General features: G+C 62.2%; 13 protein-coding genes. 4 read left to right on the top strand and 9 right to left on the bottom strand.

What is annotated here, in order from left to right:
- Window positions 1-11: 11 nt before the first annotated feature.
- From recD to recC, 3 genes are read right to left on the bottom strand one after another with little or no spacing between them, the layout of a single operon-like run.
- Window positions 12-1832: an exodeoxyribonuclease V subunit alpha gene (gene recD / locus ACQ4LH_RS01460; RefSeq protein WP_430695562.1), complete on the bottom strand. Its 1821-nt coding sequence runs from the start codon at window positions 1830-1832 to the stop codon at window positions 12-14.
- The gene (recB, locus tag ACQ4LH_RS01455; protein ID WP_430695560.1) at window positions 1829-5374 is read right to left on the bottom strand and encodes an exodeoxyribonuclease V subunit beta; all 3546 of its coding nucleotides are present in this window, start codon (window positions 5372-5374) and stop codon (window positions 1829-1831) included. Before recB ends, recD begins: the two co-directional genes overlap by 4 nt.
- Window positions 5371-8631, bottom strand: a complete 3261-nt coding sequence (gene recC / locus ACQ4LH_RS01450) for an exodeoxyribonuclease V subunit gamma (RefSeq protein WP_430695559.1) — start codon at window positions 8629-8631, stop codon at window positions 5371-5373. Before recC ends, recB begins: the two co-directional genes overlap by 4 nt.
- A 208-nt stretch (window positions 8632-8839) precedes the next feature.
- Here recC and ACQ4LH_RS01445 point away from each other — a divergent pair, with 208 nt between their 5' ends.
- Entirely contained in the window at window positions 8840-10486 is a 1647-nt protein-coding gene (locus ACQ4LH_RS01445) for a Na/Pi cotransporter family protein (RefSeq protein ID WP_430695558.1), read from the top strand.
- Between the two features lie 36 nt (window positions 10487-10522).
- Here ACQ4LH_RS01445 and ACQ4LH_RS01440 read toward each other — a convergent pair whose 3' ends face one another.
- Entirely contained in the window at window positions 10523-10924 is a 402-nt protein-coding gene (locus ACQ4LH_RS01440) for a lysozyme inhibitor LprI family protein (protein ID WP_430695556.1), read from the bottom strand.
- Between the two features lie 48 nt (window positions 10925-10972).
- Window positions 10973-11725, bottom strand: coding sequence for a M48 family metallopeptidase (locus tag ACQ4LH_RS01435; protein WP_430695555.1), 753 nt, complete (start codon window positions 11723-11725; stop codon window positions 10973-10975).
- A gap of 341 nt (window positions 11726-12066) precedes the next feature.
- Between ACQ4LH_RS01435 and ACQ4LH_RS01430 the strand changes: the two genes are divergently transcribed.
- The 3 genes from ACQ4LH_RS01430 to ACQ4LH_RS01420 are packed head-to-tail and all read left to right on the top strand — an operon-like array spanning window position 12067 to window position 14892.
- Window positions 12067-13056: a hypothetical protein gene (locus tag ACQ4LH_RS01430; protein ID WP_430695553.1), complete on the top strand. Its 990-nt coding sequence runs from the start codon at window positions 12067-12069 to the stop codon at window positions 13054-13056.
- A 1-nt stretch (window position 13057) separates the two neighbouring features.
- On the top strand, window positions 13058-14308 hold the full coding sequence (locus tag ACQ4LH_RS01425) for a peptidylprolyl isomerase (protein WP_430695551.1): 1251 nt from the start codon (window positions 13058-13060) through the stop codon (window positions 14306-14308).
- Window positions 14305-14892: a hypothetical protein gene (locus ACQ4LH_RS01420; RefSeq protein WP_430695549.1), complete on the top strand. Its 588-nt coding sequence runs from the start codon at window positions 14305-14307 to the stop codon at window positions 14890-14892. Before ACQ4LH_RS01425 ends, ACQ4LH_RS01420 begins: the two co-directional genes overlap by 4 nt.
- A gap of 155 nt (window positions 14893-15047) precedes the next feature.
- Here ACQ4LH_RS01420 and ACQ4LH_RS01415 read toward each other — a convergent pair whose 3' ends face one another.
- The 4 genes from ACQ4LH_RS01415 to tssI are packed head-to-tail and all read right to left on the bottom strand — an operon-like array spanning window position 15048 to window position 22091.
- Window positions 15048-15983: a hypothetical protein gene (locus ACQ4LH_RS01415; protein ID WP_430695547.1), complete on the bottom strand. Its 936-nt coding sequence runs from the start codon at window positions 15981-15983 to the stop codon at window positions 15048-15050.
- The gene (locus ACQ4LH_RS01410) at window positions 15980-19213 is read right to left on the bottom strand and encodes a toxin VasX (protein WP_430695545.1); all 3234 of its coding nucleotides are present in this window, start codon (window positions 19211-19213) and stop codon (window positions 15980-15982) included. Before ACQ4LH_RS01410 ends, ACQ4LH_RS01415 begins: the two co-directional genes overlap by 4 nt.
- Window positions 19210-20052, bottom strand: coding sequence for a DUF4123 domain-containing protein (locus ACQ4LH_RS01405; protein ID WP_430695543.1), 843 nt, complete (start codon window positions 20050-20052; stop codon window positions 19210-19212). Before ACQ4LH_RS01405 ends, ACQ4LH_RS01410 begins: the two co-directional genes overlap by 4 nt.
- Complete coding sequence (gene tssI / locus ACQ4LH_RS01400) at window positions 20049-22091, bottom strand: type VI secretion system tip protein TssI/VgrG (RefSeq protein WP_430695542.1); 2043 nt, start codon at window positions 22089-22091, stop codon at window positions 20049-20051. Before tssI ends, ACQ4LH_RS01405 begins: the two co-directional genes overlap by 4 nt.
- Window positions 22092-22116 lie beyond the last annotated feature (25 nt).

Genomic DNA, 22116 nt, shown 5'->3' with positions numbered 1-22116 from the left:
AAAACTCCTAGCTAGAAAAGATCGAGCTGCCCCTGCGTCGTTACGGAAGCAGCATTTTCAGTCATTGGCATCTCCAGCCGCTCAGCCAAACCAGCCGCCCGTTCCGCACGGGTGGCCACGGCCTCGCTTAGGCGTGGCGGCAGGGCCCAGATTTCCACCTTGTGTTTGGCACGGGTGATGCCGGTGTAGAACAGGCTGCGGCTCAGCAGCGGGCTGGGTTGTTCGGGCAGCACCAGCAGCACTTCGCTGAACTCCGAGCCCTGGCTTTTGTGCACGGTCATGGCGAAGGCGCTGTCGTGGCTGGGCAGGCGCGCTGGAGCGAAGGGGCGGTAGCCTTCTTCACCCTCAAAAAATACCCGCAGGCCGAACTCAGTCTGTAGGCAGATGCCGATATCGCCATTAAACAGGCCGAGTGCGTAGTCGTTCTGCCGCACCATGATCGGCCGGCCGACATACCAGCGCTCGCGGCTGGGCACCTGGCTGCGGCGCTTGATCCGTGCCTCCAGCGCTTCGTTGATCCCGGCCACGCCCCAGGCACCTTCACGCTGGGCGCAAAGCGCGCGGAAGGCATTGAACGCGGCGAAGGCCGCCGCTGGATCGGCGCTTTTTGCAGCAGCAATATAGGGCGCGTAGCCCTGATCCAGACGCTCCAGCAGATCGTTGGGCGTAGGTTGGGCATTCCAGGCCAGGTCGCTGCGATTTTCCTTAAGCAGATTCAGGGTGCCGCTGACATCGCCGCCATTGATCCGCCGCGCCAGTTCGCCAATGCCGCTATCGCCGGCAAAGCGATGGCTGTAGGTCAGCAGCACCACCGCATCGCCGAGCTGCGAGCTTGGCTGACTGACCGGCACTTGCTGGCCGGTAATGCGCTGCAGCTCACTAGCAGCCTGGGCGTCGAAACCACGGCCCTCGCAGAGTTCGGCGAACACCGCGCCGGCTTCCACGGCGCACAGCTGGTCCTTGTCGCCGAGCAGGATCAGCCGTGCGCTGGGCGGCAGGGCGTCGAGCAGTTTGGCCATCAGTGCCAGGTCGACCATCGAGGCTTCGTCCACCACCAGCACATCCAGCGCCAGCGGGTTGGCCGCGTGATGGCGCACCTGCGGGCTGTCGCCACGGCTGCCGAGCAGACGGTGCAGGGTGCGCGCCTCATCCGGTAGCGCCGCCTTGATCGATTCGCTGACCGGCAGCTGAGCTTTGGCATTGCGAATCGCCTCGGCCATACGCGCAGCAGCTTTGCCCGTAGGCGCTGCCAGGCCGATGGCCAAGTGCTCGCAGTCGGGTTGCTCAAGCAATGCAGCCAGCAGACGCACCACGGTGGTGGTTTTACCGGTGCCGGGGCCGCCGGAAATCACCGCCAGCTTGCGCCGCACCGCTTGCGCGGCGGCCAGGCGCTGCCAGTCCGGTTGTTGCGTATTGAAAGCAAATAGCCGGGTCAGGCTCTCGCTCAATTGCGCTTCATCCACCGCAGGCAGATCGGCCGCACGCAGCAACAACTGTTCGGCCAACTGACGTTCATAGGCCTGGTAGCGCGCCAGATAGAGGCGGCCGTGCTCGAGAATCAGCGGGGCGAAATCGCCATCGCCGCCCACCAGGCTTGAGGCCTCAAGCTGCGCCTGCCATTCACCCAACGCCGGCAGGTTGAAGGCATGTTCGGGCCAAGGCCGCTGCCCAGCCAATCGCGCCAAGGGTAGGCAGACATCACCCTTGTCCAGCGCCGTACAGAGCAACGCCGCCGAGGCCAGCACCACAGGTGACACCGTAGGATCAAGGCGCTGCAGGCTGTCGACCAGGGCGCGCTCCAATGGGCCAAGGGGCAGATCGTTAAGCATCACGCGCCCTCCGCAAACAACTTATCCAATGCATCCAACAGCCCATCGCTGGGCCGCGAGAAATACACCCCGGCGCTAGGCATGCCGCGCAGAAACAGGTAGTAGGCGCCGCCCAGTTGGTCATTGCTGAAGTCGTCCAGGCGCTGACGCAGAAAGCGTCGCAACGCCACCAGGTAAATCAGGTATTGCAGGTAGTAATGCTCGGCAGCCAGGGCCTGTAGCAGGCGTTCGCCGCCGTAGTAGCTGGCGTCCGGGCCGAGCCAGTTGGATTTGTAGTCGGCGATATACCAGCGCCCGTCATGTTCGAAGGTCAGGTCGATAAAGCCCTTGAGAAAGCCCTTAAGGCTGTCGAATTCCAGGCGCGCCGCCGCCTCGCGCATCGGAGCCGCCAGGCCATGGGTCGGGTCGCAGAGAATCGCCCGCAGGCGCTGCACATCCAGCCCGGCCAGGGGGAAGGTAAAGCCTAACTCAGGCAAGCGCCGGGTTGGATTCAGGCTGGCGAGGGTCAAACCCTGGCCATCCAGATCGGTGTCGATCACCTGTTGCAGATGGTCAAGCGCCACGGCCTGCCAGTCGTTGTTGATGCCGTGGCCGCTTAGCCCTGGCTCAATCAGCTCAGCCAGCGCAGCCTTGCCCCGAGCCCAATCTTCGAGGATGGCATGCAGGCAAGTACCGGCCCGCGCACCACGGGGGAAGGCGAAGAAACCGGTGCCCGGCTCGCTGGCATCCGGCAGCACCAGGCCGTCGCGGTCTGGCGCTTCCATATGCATACCGGCGGCCAACCCGGAAAAGCTACCGATGCGCCAGGCGCTGTGCAGACTGCGCTGCAGGCTGGCGAGTTGCTGCGGGGCTGGCGCGCGCTGCTCACCGGCGGCGCTGGCCTCCCCCTCACGCAGCGCCTGGATAACCATCTGGCCCTGGCTGCTGGCGATAAGTTGTTCGACTTCTGCACGCAGGCCCTGTGGCGTCAGGCTTTGCAGATGGTCGGCAAGCTCGGCCAAGGCATCCTCACCGGGCAATTCGCGGCCGTGCAGCAGCCAGGCCAGGGCGCTGCTGTGCAGACCACTGTCGCCGAGGGTGCCGTCTTTTCTGGGTTTGCAGTCCACCGGCCCCCAGTGCAGCCACAGGCGATCCCGCGCGCGGGTTAGTGCCACATAGGTCAGGCGCAGTTTTTCGGCGAAACGCTCATGACGGGCGCGCTCGCGGTGCGTGTCGAGCTGCTCGCTGCCCAGGTCCAGCAGCGGCGTGCCGTCGTCGGCGTGACAGTTTATGTCTTCGCTCTGGCGCAGCAGCGCGCCGTCCCACAAGTAGGGGCAGAACACCAGTGGGTATTCCAGGCCTTTGGAGGTGTGGATGGTGACGATCTGCACCCGCTCGGCATCGCTTTCCAGGCGCAGCAGGGCGTCTTCGCCGTGGGCCTCGGCGCTGCGCTGGGCGTTAAACCAGGCGAGTAATTGCTCCAGGCCGGGGCGTTGCAGGCTTTCGGTTTGCAGCAGTTCGGCCAGGTGCAGCAGGTTGGTCAGACGGCGCTCGCCATCGACCAGGGCCAGCAGGCGCTGGGCAACCTGCTGCTCATCCAGCCAGGCGCGGAAGGCGCGCATAAAACCCTGTTGCTGCCAGAGCTGGTGGTAACGCTCGGCATCTTCGCGCTCGCGGTCCCAAGCCTGGGCGTCCTCGGCGCAAGCAGCCAGCACCTGCGCGCTGCGGCCCAGCAGGCGGCTGGCCAGGGCATAGCGCAACGCGCCTTCGCGGCCCGGCTCGGCATAGGCGGCGAGCACAGCGGACAGCTCATCCGCTTCCTCGCTGTGCCAGACATTCTCCTTGCCACGACGCACGCTGGGCACGCCACGGGCAGCCAGCTCTGCAGCCACCTCACTGGCCTGACGGTGGCTGGCAACCAGCACGGCAATATCGCCGCCCTTGAGTGGTATCCGCTGGCCCTGATCGTCGAAATAGGCCTGGCCCTGACTGCTGGCGCTAAGCACCGCAGCGATACGCCGCGCTGTATCGCGCGCCACCAAAGCGCCCGCTTCACCCTTGCCCAGATAGTCGTTATCCAGCCATACCAGCGCCAGCGGCGCGTCCGCCTCGCCCTCCATGGGTGGCAGCACCAGCTGCGGGCGCGGCCGCTCACTGGCCCCCACCTGCTGATAGGTCAGGCCCTTTTCGGCGAAGGGCATGGGGCGATCGAACAGCTGGTTAAGCGCTGCGATCAGCTCGGGGGTGGAGCGATGGTTGGTGGCCAGGCTGTATTGCCGCGCAGCTTCGCTGCGGGCTTTGAGGTAAGTGGCCAGATCTGCACCACGAAACGCATAGATCGCCTGCTTGGGGTCGCCGACAAAACACAGATCACCCGCATCCTGATAGATGCGATGAAACACCCGGTACTGCACCGGGTCGGTGTCTTGAAACTCGTCGATCAGCGCTACTGGATACTGATTACGCAGCGTGCCGGCCAGATGCTCCCCACCCTCGCCTTGCAGCGCCTGCTGCAACTTGTTAAGCAGATCATCGAAGGCCAGCAAACGCTGCGCCGCCTTGCGCGCCGGCAGTTGCTCGTTGAGCTGGTCAATTAGGCGTACCTGCAGATCGATCAGGCGTTGCTCGGCCTCGGGCTGCGCCGCATCCAGCGCATCGCAGAGTTCCTGCAAGGCAGCGACCAGCGGATTGGCAGGGGCTTCGCAGCCTTTCTTGCTGGCCTTGTTCAGCCCTTCGCGGGCCAACCGGCGATGCGCTTCGGTTTTGCTGAACAGTGCTGCCGCATCGCTGAAATAACCATCCAGCTCGGCCTGCCAAACGCCCAGCTTGGCCGGGTTGCACATATTGCTTTTGAAGCCGTCGAAGGCTTTGAGCTGCGCCAGCCAGGCGGCGCTTTCACTCAGCCAGCAGCGCTGCGCCTGCTGCCAGGCGGAGCGCAGGGAACTCATCTCGCTGCTGGCACCGGGTTGCGGCTCAATACGCAGATAGGGCTTGCCCAGGTGGTTGCGCAAGCGCTGGCGTAGGACCTGCGGAGTGATCTTCTGCTGCACCAGAAACGCCGCCCATTCCGGCTCGGCGGCGGCCAGCTCATGGCGCCAGAGATCGGCGAGCAGGGCATCGATAATCTCGCGGTCGTCGTGGGTCAGCTCGTTGTCGAAATCCCCACCAGCCTCGAACGCGGCATCCTGCAATGCGCGCTGGCAGAAACCGTGGATGGTGAAGATCGCCGCCTCGTCGAAGCCGTGCACCGCCAGCAGCAAACGCCGATGGCTGGCCGCGTCCGGATACTGGGCGCGCAGATCATTGAGTAACTTATCGTCGCCTGGGCCGTTGTCATACACCGCAAGCAGCTCGGCCAAGCGTTTACGGATGCGCTCGCGCAGCTCGGCGGTGGCGGCGGTGGTAAAGGTCACCACCAGAATCTGGCTGACGCTGAGCTGCTTCTCTAGCAACAAACGGGCGTACAGCGCCGTCAGGGTCCAGGTCTTGCCAGTACCGGCACTGGCCTCAATCAGCGAGCGGCCGGTGAAGCTGTCCTGCAGCAGGTTAAGGCTGGCGCTGCTCATGCTTCATCCTCTTCACTGCCTTGCAGGGCATCCAACGCCGGGCCGTAGAGCTGCTCGGCGAGGGCTTCGAAACGTTCGTCCAGCGCCTCGCGGTCGCGAAAGGCCAGGGCACTCCAGGGGTCCTGGCCTTCGCCGGTCATATGGTCGTTGCCTTGCCACATCAGCCGCGCTTCGCTGCGGGCGGCATCAATCGGTTCCTTGCGCCCGGGGTTGCGCCATTTGCGGGCAAAACCGTGGCTGCATTTGGCGAACAGCGGCAGCGGTTCGCACAGCGCGCTTTTGTACGCCTCCAGCCAGGGCAGCAGCAGCCCTCGGGCATCGGCCAACGGGCCCAGGCGCCATTCGCTTTTCGGCGAGAGCAGGCGGCTGTCGCGACTGATGCCCGGAGTGACTGCGCAGTTGAGCAGCAGATGGCGCAACCAGAACGGTGCCAGTTCCCAGGCACCCAGGTCGCGCAGGCGGTAGTCGAACAGGCCGGCGCTGGTCACGCCATCCAGCCAGCCGTGGATGCGCACACCGGCCAGTTCGAGGTCGACCAGCAGGGGTTGCGGTGCGTCATCCGGGCGTTCGTCGAACAGCGTCGGGGCGAAGGCGCGGATTGGCCCGCGAATCTGCCCCCAATGCGCCTGACCCAACTCACCCACCGGCAGCCAGCCAGACGCAGCGGCCACGGCGCGCTCCTGGCGCTCGCTCCAACCCTGCTCGATGGCCTGCAACGCCAGCTGGCGCAGGCCATGCTGGCTGGTCCACTCGACGCTGAACGGCTCATCGCCGGCCAGGGTTTCCTCGCTCTGCGCCAGGCGCAGGCCGAGGCGCTGTTCCAGCAGGTAGCGCGCCGGGTGCTTGAAACAGTGGATCAACTGGCTCGGCTCGATGCAAAGCCAGTCCGAATCTGGCGCATCCAGGGCGCTGGCAAAGGGCGTTGGTGCCTCCACCGCCTGACTCAAACGCTGCGCGGCGCGGAACCACGGCGCGGCAAAACCGGCATGCCAGTTACCTGCAAAGTTGCCGGGGGCGAAGGGTTGCAATGGATGATGGTGGGTAATCCGCGCGCTGGCGTTTTGTCCATCGATGCCGCAGACGGCGGTGAGGTCGACCACATCCAGCAGTTCGCTGACCAGCACCGAAGGCGGCAGCTCGGCGTTGCTGCGCGGGTCGCGGCCGACGTAGCTGAGGTACAGGCCACCCCTTGCCGAGAGCAGGGTTTCCAGCAGCAGATAGCGGTCGTCCAGGCGCCGTGCGCGGTCACCGCGCCGGGGCTTCTGACCGATCAAGTCGAAGCCGGCGGCAGGGGTGCGGCGTGGCAGCGCGCCGTCATCCAGGCCGAGCAGGCAGACCAGGCGAAACGGCAGGCTGCGCATCGGCACCATGGTGCAGAAGGTCACAGCGCCGGTGAGAAAACCGGAGGCGGCGCTACCCTGCTCCAGCGCCGCAGTCAGTTGCTGACGGATCAGCGCCAGCTCGATTGGCCGCTCAACACCCGACGCGTCGGCCTGCTCCTTGAGTGCGGCACAAGCCTTGGACAGCAGCAACAGGGTGTCGCCAGCTTCACGCTCGTCGAAAAGCTGGTCGATCAGCACTTGCAGGCTCTCGGCCCATTCGCGCAAAGGCCGTGGCCGTTGCAGGCTCTGCGCCAGGGCGGCCAGGCGTTCAACAAACCCGGCCAGACGGCCGAGCAGTTGCGCACGACCGCCTTCCAGCGCATCCAACGGCCAGCTGGCACCCAGCAACGGGGCCTGGCTGCCGGCCAGTTGCGGCGGCGCGGCAAAGCCCAGCAGCAGGCGATCCAGCCCTTGCCTCCAAGTAAACGCAGCATCGGCTGGCAGGCCCAACTGCTCGCGGTGCGCGCCATCGCGGCCCCAGCGCACCCCAGCTTCACGCAGCCAGTCGCGCAGCAGCGGCAGGTCTTCGGCTTCGATACCGGCACGGCGGGCGATTGCCGGCTGTTCCAGCCAGGCGAGAATTTCCTCGGCGGCGAAGCGGCTTTCCGGCAGCGCCAGCAGGTTGAGGAAGGCTTCCAGCAGGGGGATTTCCGCGCGCAGGCTGCGGTCGGCCAGGCTGAACGGAATACGCGGCACGCCTTCACGCGGGGCGAACACAGCTTCGATATAGGGCGCATAACGCTCGATATCCGGGGTCAGCACCACCACCTGATCCGGGGTCAGCTGCCCGTCGGCGGCAAACCGCGCAAGCAACTGGTCATGCAGGATTTCCACCTCGCGCAGCGGCGAGTGGGCGATATGCAGCTCCAGCGAACGGTCGTCCTCGCGCAGCACTAGGCGCTCATCGGGCTGACGGGTGCGCAGGCGCAGAATATCGTTCTGCAGCGCCTGCAACAGGCTGGCGTCGTGCAGGTCGGCATCCTCGGAATACAGGCCGATTTCCTGGCTGCCTTCGCTGGACGCCAGGCTGAACAGACTGTCGAAAAAATCGCGACCCTGCTTGCCCAGGCTCGCCAATAACGGATGACCGACATCCAGATACCAGTCCTCGGGAGTGGCCTCGGGCTGCCTGGCCAGTTCACGGATATCGCGAATCTCGCCCCAGGCTTCGCGGCAGGGGTTCAGGGCGAAGAGGATCACTTCGGTGTGCCGCGCCAGGCCTTCGAGCACGCGCATATGGTGCGGCGGCAGGCTGCTGATGCCGAACACCAGCACGCGCTCGGGCAACCCCGGCATGGGTTCAGGCTGATGCAGACGGGCGAGCAGTTCTTCCAGTAGCCGGGCACGATGCGGATGGCCGTCGCGGGTCAGCTCGCGCCAGAGCAGCGCCTGCCAGGCTTCGTCCGGGCTAAGGTCCTGCAGCTCGTTGCGCTCCCAAGCGGCCAGCCAGTCGTCGCGATACAGCAGGTATTGGTCGAATACGTCGGCGATTTTGACGGCAAGTGAAAGGCGCCGCCGCTCATCGCCACCTTCCAGGTAATGTGCCAGACGCGGCGCCTCGGCCAGGTTGGCCGGCTCGCACAGCCAGTCATACAGCCGCCAACTCAGGCTGCTGGGGCTAAAGGCCGATTGCTCCGGCAGCTGGCCCAAGGCTAGGCGCGACAAGTCCCAAACGAACTTGGCCGGCAGCTGCACCTCCAGCTGCATGGCGATGCCCTGCTTACGCGCCAGCTCCAACGTCAGCCAGCGCCCCATACCCTGACTAGGAACTACCACCAACGCCGGCGCCAAAGGCTCACGCATCGGCGTGGCGAGCAGGGTGGTGGCCAGCTCGCCAAGGGTTTCTAGGTCAGGGGCGTGATAAAGCGTAAGCATCGGTGGGCATCCGTTCAGTAGCGGCCAAGGTTATCAGCTCACGCAGCCTGGCTGGGATTGCACGACAGTCTGTGTCGCGCGCTGGCGCGGATGGCCAACCCCAGCTAAAGCTAAATACAGGGTCTGCGCTTCTACAAGATGGGCCTTTATAACAAGTAAAAACCACGCGTCACGCTGCAACCGGGCTGACGCGCCAGGGAGCAGCACCATGCTCACCCTGCTTAATCTTCTGTCTGCCGTCGCCCTGCTGATCTGGGGCACCCATATCGTCCGTACCGGCATCCTGCGGGTGTATGGCTCGCACCTGCGCAAGGTGCTTAGCCATAACGTCAGCAAGCGCCCGCTGGCGTTTGCCGCCGGCATCGGCGTCACCGCGCTGGTGCAGAGCAGCAATGCCACCGCCCTGCTGGTCACCTCATTTGTCGCTCAGGGCTTGATGGCATTGACCCCAGCGCTGGCGATCATGCTCGGTGCGGATGTCGGCACCGCCTTGATGGCCCGCGTGCTGACCCTAGACCTGAGCTGGCTAAGCCCGCTGCTGATCTTCCTCGGGGTGATCTTCTTTCTCTCGCGCAAGCAAACCCGCGCCGGCCAGCTCGGCCGCGTGGCCATCGGTCTGGGCCTGATGTTGCTGGCGCTGGAGCTGATCGTCGCCGCCGCTACGCCAATTACCCAAACCCGCGGTATCCAGGTGCTGTTTGCCTCACTGACCGGCGACCTGCTGCTGGATGCCCTGGTCGGCGCGCTGTTCGCGCTGATTTCCTACTCCAGCCTGGCCGCCGTGCTGCTTACCGCGACGCTGACCGGTGCCGGCTTGATCAGCCTGCCGGTGGCCATCGGCCTGGTGATTGGCGCGAATATCGGCAGCGGCGTGCTGGCCTTTCTCAACAGCAGCCTGCAAACCCCGGCCGGCCGCAGAGTGGCCCTGGGAAGCCTGCTGTACAAGCTGATTGGCCTGCTGCTGGTGATGCCGTTCCTCGATCCGCTGGCCAACTGGCTGGACAGCCTGAAGTGGCGGCCCGAGGAGTTGGTGATCGCCTTCCACCTGCTCTACAACAGCCTGCGCTGCCTGCTGATGCTGCCCACGGTCGGGCTGATGGCGCGCTTCTGCAACTGGCTGCTGCCGGATCGCCCGGACGAAAACGGCATCGCCCGCCCGCGCCACCTCGATCCCACCGCGCTGGCCACACCGAGCCTGGCGCTGGCCAATGCGGTGCGCGAAACCCTGCGCATCGGCGACCTGATCGAGACCATGCTCAATCACCTGCTGGAAGTCCTGAGTGGCGGGCAAACCGCCCTGGGCAAGGAGCTGCGCCGCCTGGATGACGATGTCGATGCGCTCTACAGCGCGGTCAAACTCTACCTGGCGCAGGTGCCGCGCGAAGTATTGAGTGAGCACGACAGCCGGCGCTGGGCGGAGATCATCGAACTGGCGGTCAACCTGGAGCAGGCCGGCGACATCATCGAACGCATGCTCGGCAAAGTGCAGGATCAGAAAACTGCGCAGCGCCATTCCTTCTCGGACAGCGGCCTGGAAGAACTCACCGCCCTGCACGCCCAGCTGCTGGCCAACCTGCGCCTGGGCCTCTCGGTGTTTCTCTCCGCCGACAAGGAAAGCGCGCGCCAGCTGCTGCGCGAAAAACGCCGCTTCCGCGCTCAGGAACGCCGCCTAGCCCACGCCCATGTCAGCCGGCTGCACCATCAGGTGGTGCAAAGCATCGAAACCAGCGCTCTGCATATGGAGCTGATCGCCGATATGAAGCGCCTCAACTCGCTGTTCTGCGCCAGCGCCTATGTGGTGCTGGAAAGCAGCGAGACCGGAGCGCTGCACAGCCAGGACATGGCGGGGGAGTAATCTGCCGCGGGTTAGCCCCGGGCGAAAGATGGAGTTCTAGCCGCCGTTATCGAGCAAAAATTCCAGCTCGACGAGCCTATCGATGTTCAGTTCCATCGGGCAGGTGTAGTACATCGGCGAGCCAATGTGCTTACCCTGCATATCGCAATGCGCGTTGCGATAGATCAGCCAGGCCTTCTGCGCCTCCTCGAGCTGCTGGGCATCTTCCGGCGAGGCTTGCTGCAGTTTGAGGTAGAGACGCTGGTAAGTAAGGTTCATCTGTTTCTTCGCAACATCCGAAACCCCCTCAGCGCAGGCTGCGACCAGGCTGTTAGTAAGCCCCTCGCTAGTCTCCAAGCAGTCATTGTAGCGAGCATCCAACTCATCGCTGCTAGCTGCATTTACCTGCGCCGCCAGTAGCAAAGAAGCACAGATCAACAGAGCGCATAGGTTATGCATAGGTGACTCCTGAAACAAATGGGGCCGCTGCTGCGGCCCCTTCATGGATCACTTACCGGCGGCAATGCGCTGGCGAATATGCGCGGCGCGTTCGGCCGAGCCCGGGTGGGAGTCAAACATGCTGCTGTCGCCACCGCCGAGTTGAGCCAGCTTGTCGAAAGCACTGGCCAGTCCCTGCAGCGGAATGTTGCGCTGCTTCAGCAGATCGAAGGAGAAGTTGTCGGCAGCGCTTTCCTGAGACTGGGAAAACTGCGCGTTAATCAGCGCCTCACCCAAATCGCCCAATTGCGAGCTGGACAGCGCCATTGCTGCACTGTTGCCGGAGGAGGCAATGGCACCACGGGCCACCGAAGTAGCGTAGGCCGCTTGCATCGCCTTCTTGGTGTGGCCGAGAGCAACGTGGCCCATCTCGTGGCCCAGCACGCCTTCCACTTCGTTGTCGTTCATCAGGTCCATCAGGCCGCTATACACGCGCACGCAACCGTTGGCCATGGCCCAGGCGTTGACTTCGTCAGTCAGGTAAACCTTGTAGGTAACCGGCGTCCCGTTGACCTGGCTGCCGAGGTTACGGGCAATCGTTTCCAGACGCTTGCTGTACTTGCTATCGGCTGGCGCGATTGGTGACTGGGCGTCCATCTGTACGCAGGCGTCGTCGGCCATGCTCTTCACTTCAGCATCGCTGAGAGTGGCAGCCTGCATGGTTTGCAGCCCGGTGCTAAGCATGGCGTCGGGGCTCATGTTCTGGCAGCCGGAAAGCAGGGTGGCGAGCGCGAGCGCGGAAAGGGAGAACTGCAGTTTCATGGTCATCGTCCTTGAGGATTGAGGCAATGGAGTAGCCGAGAGGCAGCGGCGTCCCGGCCCGCGCGGCATTGTCGGTGATATGCGCAGCCCAAAAGCGAGACACGGCTCACACTCTGCAGCTTGGCTCAGGTGGCCAATGCCTCAGTATCCAGGTGGCTTTGCACCATAAAAACAGCGGCGCGGCATAAGGCGCGCAAGATAATTGGTCTATACCACTAAACCTTAGTTGGGTTGAGGCAACCAGACACATAGGCTTTAAGTTGGCGTGCGGCATTGCAACAGTTCTGCCATCAATGACCGCTAATACTGCTCAACTCCAACAACAAAAGAGCGCCTTCCCTATGAAAACCCTCACCTCCCTGGTCGTTGGTCTAGGCCTGGCTTTTAGTGCCAGCCACGCCAGCGCCTGGTCGCAACCTACACACAAGAACATCGTCAAGGACGCCCTGGCCTTCCTCAACTCGGCGCACGCCACGCCTGAGATGAAACGCGCCTACCAGTTCTACGTCGGCGCAGCCGGCAGCGAAGCCCGCGCCGGCGAAATCCTCGGCCAGGCGGCCTACGACGTCGATGATTTTCAGGACACCCGTCTGGGCGGCTGGTGGGTCGGCTACGAGCACGCGCCGGTGTATGGCGCAGCGGCCTCCATCGTCAATTACACGTCCTATTGGCACTTTATCAACATGGCCCGCCAGGGCGACGCCCACGGCAACGACCACGGCGGTTACGACTACCGCTACCGCAAGGTGGATGGCAGCTGGAGCGGCGACGTTGACTGGTACGCCATGGTTTATCTGTACAACCGCGAGCTGAAGAAGAGCGACTTCGACACCACCGAAGCGCATTACCGCCAGGGCACTTCCTCCAACTGGCAGACGCACTACGGCGACTTCCAGACGGCGGCCTTCCAGCCCATCGATAACCTGGCCAAGTACTGGTTCGATCAGTTCAAGAACGCGCCGTCCCTGCAAACCATCGGCTACTCATTGCACACCACCGGCGATGTCGCGCAGCCGCACCATGCCTGGGTCACGTCGGGCAATGGCCACTCCGGCTGGGAAGGCTGGGTGGACGATCATTACTTCAGCGAAGGCCTGAACAATATCGCCGCCGTGGCCAACCGGGTCGGCAGCTATGACGCACAGAAGCCGATCCGCGATCTGCTGACCCAGACCGCCCAGGTCGCCTATCAGCGCCCCGAGCCGCTGTACGACACCAGCTACGCCACCCGTCTGCGGGTTGCCAAGGAGCTGATTCCGGAGTCCATCGCCCTCACCGTCAGCGTGCTGACCAAGGGTGCCAACACCTTCTACGGCCAGGGTGGCCTGTAAGGTGCGCGCGATCATCCAGCGCAGTTTGCTGGTACTGGGGCTGACCGGCATTTGCCTGTCAGCCCTGGGCAGCCAGGACATGCGCATCAACGGTGAACGCCTGCCCGGCAAAAGCATCGGCCTGCTGGAGCAGGCCATGACCCGGGTCAAATTCAATACCGACCTGCGCCTGCTGCGCACAGGCCTGGCGGAAAACCACCTGCTGGCCCGTGAAGTGGAAGCCGAACTGAGCAGCAAATACCGCAGCGATCTGGATGCGTTGGTCGAGCGCGAAGCCGCCAACCTGATCGAACAAGTCTACGCCCGCCAGTTCGACCACGATGTACGGCCCTTTTTGCGCCAACCACAAGCGCTGAGCAGCGCACGCCTGCGCCAGGTATTGACCGCGCAGGCTCAGGGCGTGGTGCTCGACAGCCTGCAATTGAGCCCCCAACAACAGGCCGCCGCCGCACAGGTGCAGCTGATCAGCTGGCAGTTCCCCGGTCAGGCCGAACAACGCCTGAACCTGCTGGAGCTGTACCAAGGTGAAAACGTGCAAGGCCGAGTGGAACTGCAGCAGGGCAACTTGCTGTACCTGGCCGAGCAGGTGCGCCAGCAAGCGCTGCGCGACTACCTCTGGTATCAGTTGGCGCAAAAGGGTTTCAGCGCCGACGAACAGGCCGGTATCCGCCAGCTGGTGCGCGACAAACTCGTCCGCCACAAATACCTGCACCAGCTCGGCCTGCACAATGACTTCCACCATGAAACCGCCAGCCTGCGCGAGCGGGCCAGCCGGGTCAGCGATGCGGATGCCGAGGCCTACTACCAGCGCAATCTGCAGCTCTACCTGAACGTTGCCCAAGTGCAGGCCAGCCATATTCGCCTGGCCGATCAAGCCATCGCCGATCAGGTGTATGCCGAACTGCAAAAGGGGCTGAGCTTCGATGACGCCGTGCGCCGCTACTCACTGGCCAATACCAAGAGCCAGACGCCACCCGGCGACCTCGGCCTGATTCGCCCGCAGGATGCGCAGCTGGATTTTCTGCGCAAGACCGCCCTGCTGCAGAAGGCGGACAGCATTTCTCAGCCGATGCTGATCGACGGCGCATTCGAAATCGTTCAGGTGCGCAGCCGTGAGGATAAGCAACTGCCGCTTAGCGATCCGAGCGTGCGCTATGAGGTCAACCAGGCCGTCGCCAAGGAGCAGCTGACTCAAGCCTTCCAGGCCCGCGTCGACGCCCTGCTGGCCAACGCCAAGGTAGAAGGGCTATGAAGGCCTGGCTCGGCATCGGCCTGCTCGGCGTGGTCACGGCGGTGACCATCGTAGTTGTGCGCACGCCCCAGGCCGACACCGCGCCAGCCGTTGCGCCACAATCCTCAACGCCATCTAACCAGGCCATTCGCTTGCCAGAGATGCCCGCCGCGCTGTCGACACATCAACCAGCAGCAATCCCGGCGCCTGCTGAAAAACCTGTGGAAGAGCCGCCCAGCGAACCGCAACTGAATGCCCAGGAAGCGCAAATGCTGATCCAGCTAATGGCCGACCAAGGCGACCCCCGCAGCCCGGCCCTAGGCCAGCTCAAACCCCGCCAACCCGCATCCGTCGCACAGCTGGCCGACCCAACGCAGTACAACGCCTTCGAAGAACAACAAACCCGCGACCAGATCATGGCCTACGCCAGCGGCATCCAGCAGATCCCTGCCATTCGCGAACGCATCGAACAAGCCGCCCAATCCGGCGAACGCAGCCAAAGCGAACTCGACGAAGCCCGCGCCGCGCTGGAACAGCTGGAAATGCTGCAGAGCAAGCTGCAGAGGGAGAGGCCGGAGTTGTTGCAGGAGGGGGTAGAGCCTTAGGGTATGTGGCCAGCAGGCGCTATTAAGTCTTGGCAAAGAGCTGTGGCTGTGAAGCTCGCGACGCTGTATGAAATGTCATAAAGCCGAAGCATTTACGCGCAAAAAAACCGAGAATTAACGCCAGATGACATTTATCTGATCACTGGCGTACTCGGTCATGCAGCGGCCAGTTCCGCCTCACGCTCTACGATAGCTTTTGCCAACTCAGGCGAGCGCTTGGCCCATTGTTCGGGCGGCAGGGGCTTGGACCACTCAATCACTTCAGGCGCTGTTAGCTCGGGTATATGAGCGAGTTTTTTACGCGTGATCCAATGGGCACCCATTGGGTTGAATACAGGGAACATGATGCCTATTTCCCAAACCACAGTGAGAAAAAGCCCTCTTTCCTGGCAGGACTTGTCGAACTCGCGCCAAAAAATCTGTTTTAGGCTCAAGCCACAAATGTTCTCCAGCGGTTCGGGTATTGCCTCCGGGCCTACCTCCATAAAGCTGCGAATACACTCCCACTGCGCCATGGAGGAAATACCGCCACCGGTATTGACCATAAGCACCCAGCCTTGCTTGTCGGGGGCGTAATCTTCGTGCTCTTGCCCCTTGAGCGGGAACCACAGAAGCAGGCTACCGTGCTTACTGGCGCCGCCGGTATTGAGGCCGAGCGCACTGGGGGCAATGGCATGCACCCGCTCCCAAGGAACAAACCAGTAGCTACCATCGGGTTCAGTGATACAGACCTCGCGGCGCTGGCGATTAAAGCGAATCGGCGGGGTCAGTGGCTTGCGCCACTGTTTGATAAAGAAGTACCAGAGGGTGCCCATAAGCCCTGCTCCAGCACTAAATAACGCGAGAGCAGCCCAGTAGTCGCCTGTTGAGACGACGTATGCAACGATCATTACCGATATAAACGTACCTAAGTGCAGGGTGATAAAGCCCCCCCCCATGGAGAAACTACCGATATCCAACAACACCTGATTTTTACGCCAGATGATACTCATCAGGTCGCTGGCAGGCTGGCCTGTTGGGATGGGCAATGGGGCTAGATGCTCCTGTTTCCAGAGCAGGCCTTGCTTGGTATCACAGGCTTGTTCGGTCATTCGCTTTCCTTGGGTTGAAGCAACTCGGGGCTCACTGGCACGGTGCTAAAGCTATCGATAAGCAAGGGGCCGTCATTGGAGGCATGCTCAACGACTGCAGTGCCGCGGATGATATAGCGCAGGCCCATGCCGCCGCCGACCACCAGTTGCTGCGGGCCGAGGGTGCCGGCCTGCATAGCCAACGGGCTATGGTACAAAACCTGGAGCTGCCAGTAATGGCTGTCGGCCCGCTTGGGCAGTGCACCGCTCAGGCGCAAGCCCATGCCCTGGTGAATCGGCAGCCATTGGCTTTCCAGATTACTTAACCACTGCCGGGTACAGTCGGTGGGGGTGTTGCGGTTGTCGAAGGCCACCAGCTTTATATACAGCTGAGTACGTTCGGGATTGGCCCCCGGTAGAAACAGTTGCAGACTGTCGGTCCGACTCTCGATCACGATGCTGTGATCACTTTGGCCAATCTGGCGGCTATGCAGGCTCGCAGTGGCCAATAGCTTGGGCTTAAAAAGCAGGTCAATCAGGGTTTGCAGCTCCTCGCTACGCTGCGCCGGGCTATCGCCCCAGCGCCGCTTTTGCCCCCAGCAACATTGCTCAAGGAAGGTTTGTAGCTCGCTGTCTTTGAAATAATTCCAGGCCAGGTACAGCCCTTCAATAATCAGCAGTAGCCAGTTCACTGGCACGATGCGCAAGGTAAACCATTTGATAGCCTGCTCGGTGGTCCATTTCCCAGTCAACGCCATGTAAGTGGCATAACCACCCAGGCCGGTTTGGGCGCTCATCAATCCCATTACCGCGCTATCGTGGCCCAGCCTTGCCCAGTGGTCGGCTGCCCAGTAAGCACCGTCTTTCTGCATTTCCGCAGAAAGCTTGGTTAAGTCAGTAGCACTGGCAAAGAATGCAAGCACACCAGTAGTAAAACCAAACAGAGTGACTATAGGTGCCTTAACGCCGAACTTGCTGATTTCAACCCGCCCAGTGGCCTCCCACGCCGCACCGATCACGGCCGATAGCGCCGCTCCAACCTTGAGGTTTTCGGCCAGATGTTCACGGCTGCGCACCTCATCATGCTCGCGCCCCTGGTCGCGCTGGTTAAGTATCTGCACGTTGTTCATATGCAGTAGCAGAGCCGCCAGTGGCAGCACGCCACCCAGGGTGTTCAAACTCTTGATACCGGTGACAGCCGGGGTCAGGCCTTTCTGCAGATTTTGCCCGGCAAGCCGACCCCAGTCCCACAGACGTTGCCCCACCGTACCGCTGAGGCTAAAGCCCATGCTGCCGGCCTTGATGGCGCCGTCCGAGCACAGTCTTACAATCACCAACAGCGCACGTAGCGGATCGGGGAAGCGCTGGATCAAATTGCTCGGGGCTGCGCTACTGGCCAGGTGCTCGGCCTCCAACGCAGCAAAGGCCGCAGACAGCCGCGACACCGCTTGCCCCCAGTCTGCGCCGCTTGGGCCGCCGAGATCACTGAGCCAGGCATATTTACCACTGGCCACCAGGCTGCCGATCAGTTGGCCAATAGCCGCCTGATTGGCACTGGTGAGGGCTGCCTCAACATCAGTGCCCCGGTCTGCCAGGTCCATCAATGAAGGACTAAAACCACTGGCCAGCAAGCTAAAGGGTTGTTCAACCGAAGGCGCGCGCAACAGATTAACGGCCAGTTGCGTACCGGGGCCGCTGCTGCATAAGGCACTCAGGCTGTTGAGGCTGAGTTCACTGAGCCAGGAGCAATGTGCGCTGTTGTCGTAATCGGCATACCAGAGCGCGCCACCATGGCGAGCCAGGTAGGTGGACATGTCGTTATAAAGCACCTCACGGCGGGCAAAAAGCCACTGGCGGTGCGGCTCGGCGACCTCGGCCATCCATTTCTGCATATTTGGCAATTGCACACGGTCAGCAACCTGAGCGCTGCTTTTGGCGTCAGTCATGTTGTGGACCTTATTGGCCTGGTAGGCCATGACCACACCTTGCAACTGCCCGTGCAGATCCAGCGGAATGAATTCCCGGGTAGGCGCCAGAACCACTTCTTCACGGCGATGAATATCGGCAATTCGTACATCAGCGGCAGCATGGCCAATTTTGTGGCGCTGACGCTGATTGACTTCGGTCTCTTCGGCGAGCAAAGGGGTGAGTTCGCGCTTTGCCTTGAGCAGAATATCGCCCTGCTCCGGGGTGAGCTGGATATCGCGATCACGGTAACGGTAGTTGATCAGGTTGCTTAGCTCTGCACCGTCTTCACTGATCAGGCTGTTGATAAAGCCGGCGATCATCCCTTTGTGGGCATGTTCCTGATCCCAGTCTTCTTCGCGCTGATTGACCATGCCTTGCTCATGATTCAGGTCGCGCAATACGCCCAGATCATCGTCCAGGCTGGCAAATACGGCATGCAGTTCGGCTGCCTGAGCGCGCGCCTTGCCCAGCCAGGTATCCGTTGCAGGCACATCCCAGGCGACGACGCTCCACTCGCCCGGTGGCTGTTCTGCTGCTTGCGGATGACGGCCCGCCGCCTGCTCGCGCTCACTTAGCCAGGTGCGCGCATTGACGTATGCGTTGACACGCTCCGGCGTAGGCTCGTCCATCATTTGCTGGCCAAGGGTGTCCACCCCTTCGCGGTAGGCATCGCCGTTTTTTGCATAGTCGTGGGCTAAGGCCTGGTCACGAACTTCCGGCATCAGTTCAGCGACAACGCGCTCGGCACTGTCCAGTGCCGGGCAGTGTTTAGCATCCAGACTACGAGCGACTTCACTCAATTGGATGCGACGCATGCGGGCACGTCGCTCAGCGGGCTCGCTGGACAGGCGTTGATGGTTGCTGCTGGTCAGAGGGATTTCACTGTAGAGCAGCCAAGCATCATGCTGCTTGTTCAGCGCAAATCCGGCCAGTTTGCCGGTGGGTAATCGGGCGTCGCTATCGTCCAGCCCTTGGTCCTGCAACAGACCATCTGCTGCTACTGCAAAGCGCTTGAGTGGCCCTTCGTGGTGCCACAGATAAAGGTAACCGGTGCGCAGACGGCGCAAGGCCATCGGATGGCTTTGGCTACTGGCTGCAGGCTTGCAACGCGGATGGTCGGCGGCTTGTTCGGCCAGGGCGTAGCGCGTCGGCACGATAAAGACGTCTGCCTGGCGTGCCGGGCAGGTGGCCATGGAACTGGCAACATCTTCCTGGGCGAAATTTTGTTGGGCGGCCTTATCGGCCTGGGCAATATGCCAGGCGCGATCCTGTGAGGTGGTCATGCGACTGACTCCTTGTCGGTGCGCAATAGTTGGCGCTGTAGTTCGTTTATCAGATTATCCAGGCGCTGCGCTGGCAAACTTCCTGGTTGAGCGAGCAGAGTTCGGTAGGCCTCATGGTCAGGGGCATTCGGAAAGTCGCTGCCTAGCTCAGCCAGCAGGGTCGCCCAACGGGTGACAGCGGCGGCGCTGCAATAACCATACTGCGCAGCACTGGCCCGACAATTGGCCACCCAGGCACGCTGCCCGCTGGCATCTAGATTGTGCAAACAGTCAGGGTAAAACTCCTGTACGTGGGCTAACAGGCGCTGCTCGAAATCTGCCTGCTTCGCCTGTGTCATCTGCTCCAGCTGTTCCTGACTAAGGATGACCCACGGTGTGTCGGCATAACGAGCCGACTCGAATTGTGGGTTTAACCGCTGCAACCCAGCCTCAGCGGTGTCGTCAGGCAAGCGAATACGACTCACCGGCCCCAGTAGCCCATCGCGTTCACTGGCCGTCATCGGGCCGAGCCAGGAGCGGGTAATGCGTGGATCGTAATAGCGCAGCAGTACGGTGACACCCTCAACCTGAGCATGAATCAAGCTGCGCAAATGCTCGACAAGGACCATCTCGCCAGCATCGGACTCCAACCAGATCCCCGCATTGCTCTGCCAGTGCTGGATAAAGTGCTGCTCTAGGCCACTCGCAGGACTGACTGCAACTAACACCGGGCCGACTTCAGCCAACGTTTCATAGGCACTTTGTTGATACAGCGGATGGACCGAGGGCGAATCCTCCAAGCTGTAGATACGGCCCAGCAAACCGTCAATCTGTGCGCCATCAAGTAACAGGTAATTCAAGGTTTACCTCCCGATACCTGACAGATTTCACAGATAGGCTGCGCAGTGCGAGCGGCACGTTGCAACGCCTGCTTCTGCGCCTGAATCAACAACTCGCCCGCCTTATCCGCATCCGCCGGCTTAACCTTGCCCGGCCGAATAGGCGCCGCCCCCGACCCACTCCCCGGCGCGCCACCTGAGTTGAATTTGATGATTGGGCCGACCATGGTGATGCCGCTGGCGTCGAGTTTGATAAAGCTGCCGGCGGCTTTGAAGGTCAGTTCGCTGCCGGCTTCGAGTACGACTTTCTGGCCGCTGGACAGGTGGATCTCGGTGCCGGCGTTGATAAATTGGCCGGTGCCGATTTTGATGTGCTGGTTGTTGCCGACGGTGAGGTGGTCGTTGGCTTTGATCTCGCTTTTGCGGTCGGCATGGGTGGTGCGGTGTTCCTCGGCTTTGAATTCGCTGTAGCTGTTGGCTTCGACGGTGTCGTGGCGTTCGTTGCCGATGCGGATTTTCTGGTCGTGCTCGATGTTTTCATCCCAGTCGCGCTCGGCGTGGATGTAGATCTGTTCGGCGCCCTTTTTGTCTTCGATACGCAGCTCGTTATAGCCGCCACCGCCGGGGCTGCTGAGGGTCTTGAACACACTGCGGGTTTTGTTCGCAGGCAAGGCGTAAGGCACCACGTGTTCGGCGTGGTACAGGCAGCCGGTAACCAGCGGTTGATCGGGGTCGCCCTCGAGGAAGGTGACTAGCACCTCCATGCCCACACGCGGGATGGCGATGCCACCGTAGCGGTCGCCGGCCCAGTTTGAGCTCACGCGCAGCCAGCAGCTGGTTTTGTCGTCGGCCTGGCCTTCACGGTCCCAGAAGAATTGCACCTTGATCCGGCCGTATTCGTCGCAGTGAATCTCTTCACCCGCAGGCCCGGTGACTACCGCGCTTTGGCTGCCGAGGATGCGCGGTTTCGGGTGGTTGAGCGGTGGGCGATACAGCACGGTCCAGGGCGTGGCGGTAAAGCGGTTGCGGTAGCCCTGCTGGAAACCATCGCTGACTTCGGTGTGGCTGGTCACCGACTCTTCCAGCACCTGCGGCTGCTTGCCCTCGTGGTGGATTTCGGTGAGCAGCCAGAGGTCGTTCCAGCTGGCGCGCGGGTGCTCGGTCAGCGCCAGGAAGTGGCCGCTGACCAGCAGCGGCTGATCGCCGTCGCCTTGCGCCAGTTCGAAGTCGTGTCGATGGCGTTCGAGAATGCGCTGGCTGAGGTGTTTGCCACGCTCACGGTCGACAAAACGGCCGGGGTAGTCGTAATCCTCAAGGTCGGGTTTGAACGCGCTCTTGGCGTCCGCCTCCATCAGCAGCTTGGGTTTTTCGAAGTCGTAGTCGCGGCGGGTCACCCGACTTGAACGGGTTTCCACGCGCACGCCGAAGCGCTTAATCACCGGCTTGTCAGCGACCAAGCCGCTGTCCTGCTGATAAGCGGTAGGAGCGAGCTTGGGGAACGGCGGCTGGTCGTCGCCGAAGACCACTACATGGCCTTGTTCGCTGTGCTGGAAGTGATAGTGAATACCCTCTTCCTCGCACAGGCGCTGGACGAAGTGCAGATCGGATTCGTCGTACTGCACGCAGTACTCACGCTCGGGGTAAATCGAGCCGAGTTGGAATTGGTAGGCGTTGGCCTGAATGCCGTGCTCTTGCAGCACTTGGCTGATGATCTTCTCCACCGTCAGGTGCTGGAAGATGCGTTGGTTGGTGCGATGCGCCAGGTACGCCAGTTGTGGGCGCAAGGTCACGTGGTAGCGGGTCAGGCGTTTACCGGACTCGCCTTGGGCGACGCGGTAAATCTGCCCGTGAATGCCGTGGCCGGCCTGATCGAATGCGAGAAAGGCGGCCTGATGCAGCAGGCTTTCCAGATCCAGGTCAGGACGTTCGCTGACCAGTTCCAGTTCGAACTCGAAGGGCTGACTGATCGCCTCGCGACCGTTGAATTCGAGCACCTGCAGGTCGTGGCTTACACCTTCGAGCGTCAGGCTGAAATGAGTCTGGTTGGCGGGGGCGAACATTCGTTGTTCCTCTTCTTTCGTTCCA

The organism is Pseudomonas peli, from assembly GCF_050563605.1.
Taxonomy (GTDB): Bacteria; Pseudomonadota; Gammaproteobacteria; order Pseudomonadales; family Pseudomonadaceae; genus Aquipseudomonas; species Aquipseudomonas peli_A.
Note: the sequence above shows the minus strand (reverse complement) of the source record. Positions and strands in the feature narration are given on the sequence as shown.

Excerpts from the sequence above, each read along its gene's own strand:
- recB (WP_430695560.1), bottom strand. The coding sequence starts at position 5,374 with ATGAGCAGCGCCAGCCTTAACCTGCTGCAGGACAGCTTCACCGGCCGC.
- recC (WP_430695559.1), bottom strand. The coding sequence starts at position 8,631 with ATGCTTACGCTTTATCACGCCCCTGACCTAGAAACCCTTGGCGAGCTG.
- ACQ4LH_RS01445 (WP_430695558.1), top strand. The coding sequence starts at position 8,840 with ATGCTCACCCTGCTTAATCTTCTGTCTGCCGTCGCCCTGCTGATCTGG.
- ACQ4LH_RS01440 (WP_430695556.1), bottom strand. The coding sequence starts at position 10,924 with ATGCATAACCTATGCGCTCTGTTGATCTGTGCTTCTTTGCTACTGGCG.
- ACQ4LH_RS01435 (WP_430695555.1), bottom strand. The coding sequence starts at position 11,725 with ATGAAACTGCAGTTCTCCCTTTCCGCGCTCGCGCTCGCCACCCTGCTT.
- ACQ4LH_RS01430 (WP_430695553.1), top strand. The coding sequence starts at position 12,067 with ATGAAAACCCTCACCTCCCTGGTCGTTGGTCTAGGCCTGGCTTTTAGT.
- ACQ4LH_RS01420 (WP_430695549.1), top strand. The coding sequence starts at position 14,305 with ATGAAGGCCTGGCTCGGCATCGGCCTGCTCGGCGTGGTCACGGCGGTG.
- ACQ4LH_RS01415 (WP_430695547.1), bottom strand. The coding sequence starts at position 15,983 with ATGACCGAACAAGCCTGTGATACCAAGCAAGGCCTGCTCTGGAAACAG.
- ACQ4LH_RS01410 (WP_430695545.1), bottom strand. The coding sequence starts at position 19,213 with ATGACCACCTCACAGGATCGCGCCTGGCATATTGCCCAGGCCGATAAG.
- tssI (WP_430695542.1), bottom strand. The coding sequence starts at position 22,091 with ATGTTCGCCCCCGCCAACCAGACTCATTTCAGCCTGACGCTCGAAGGT.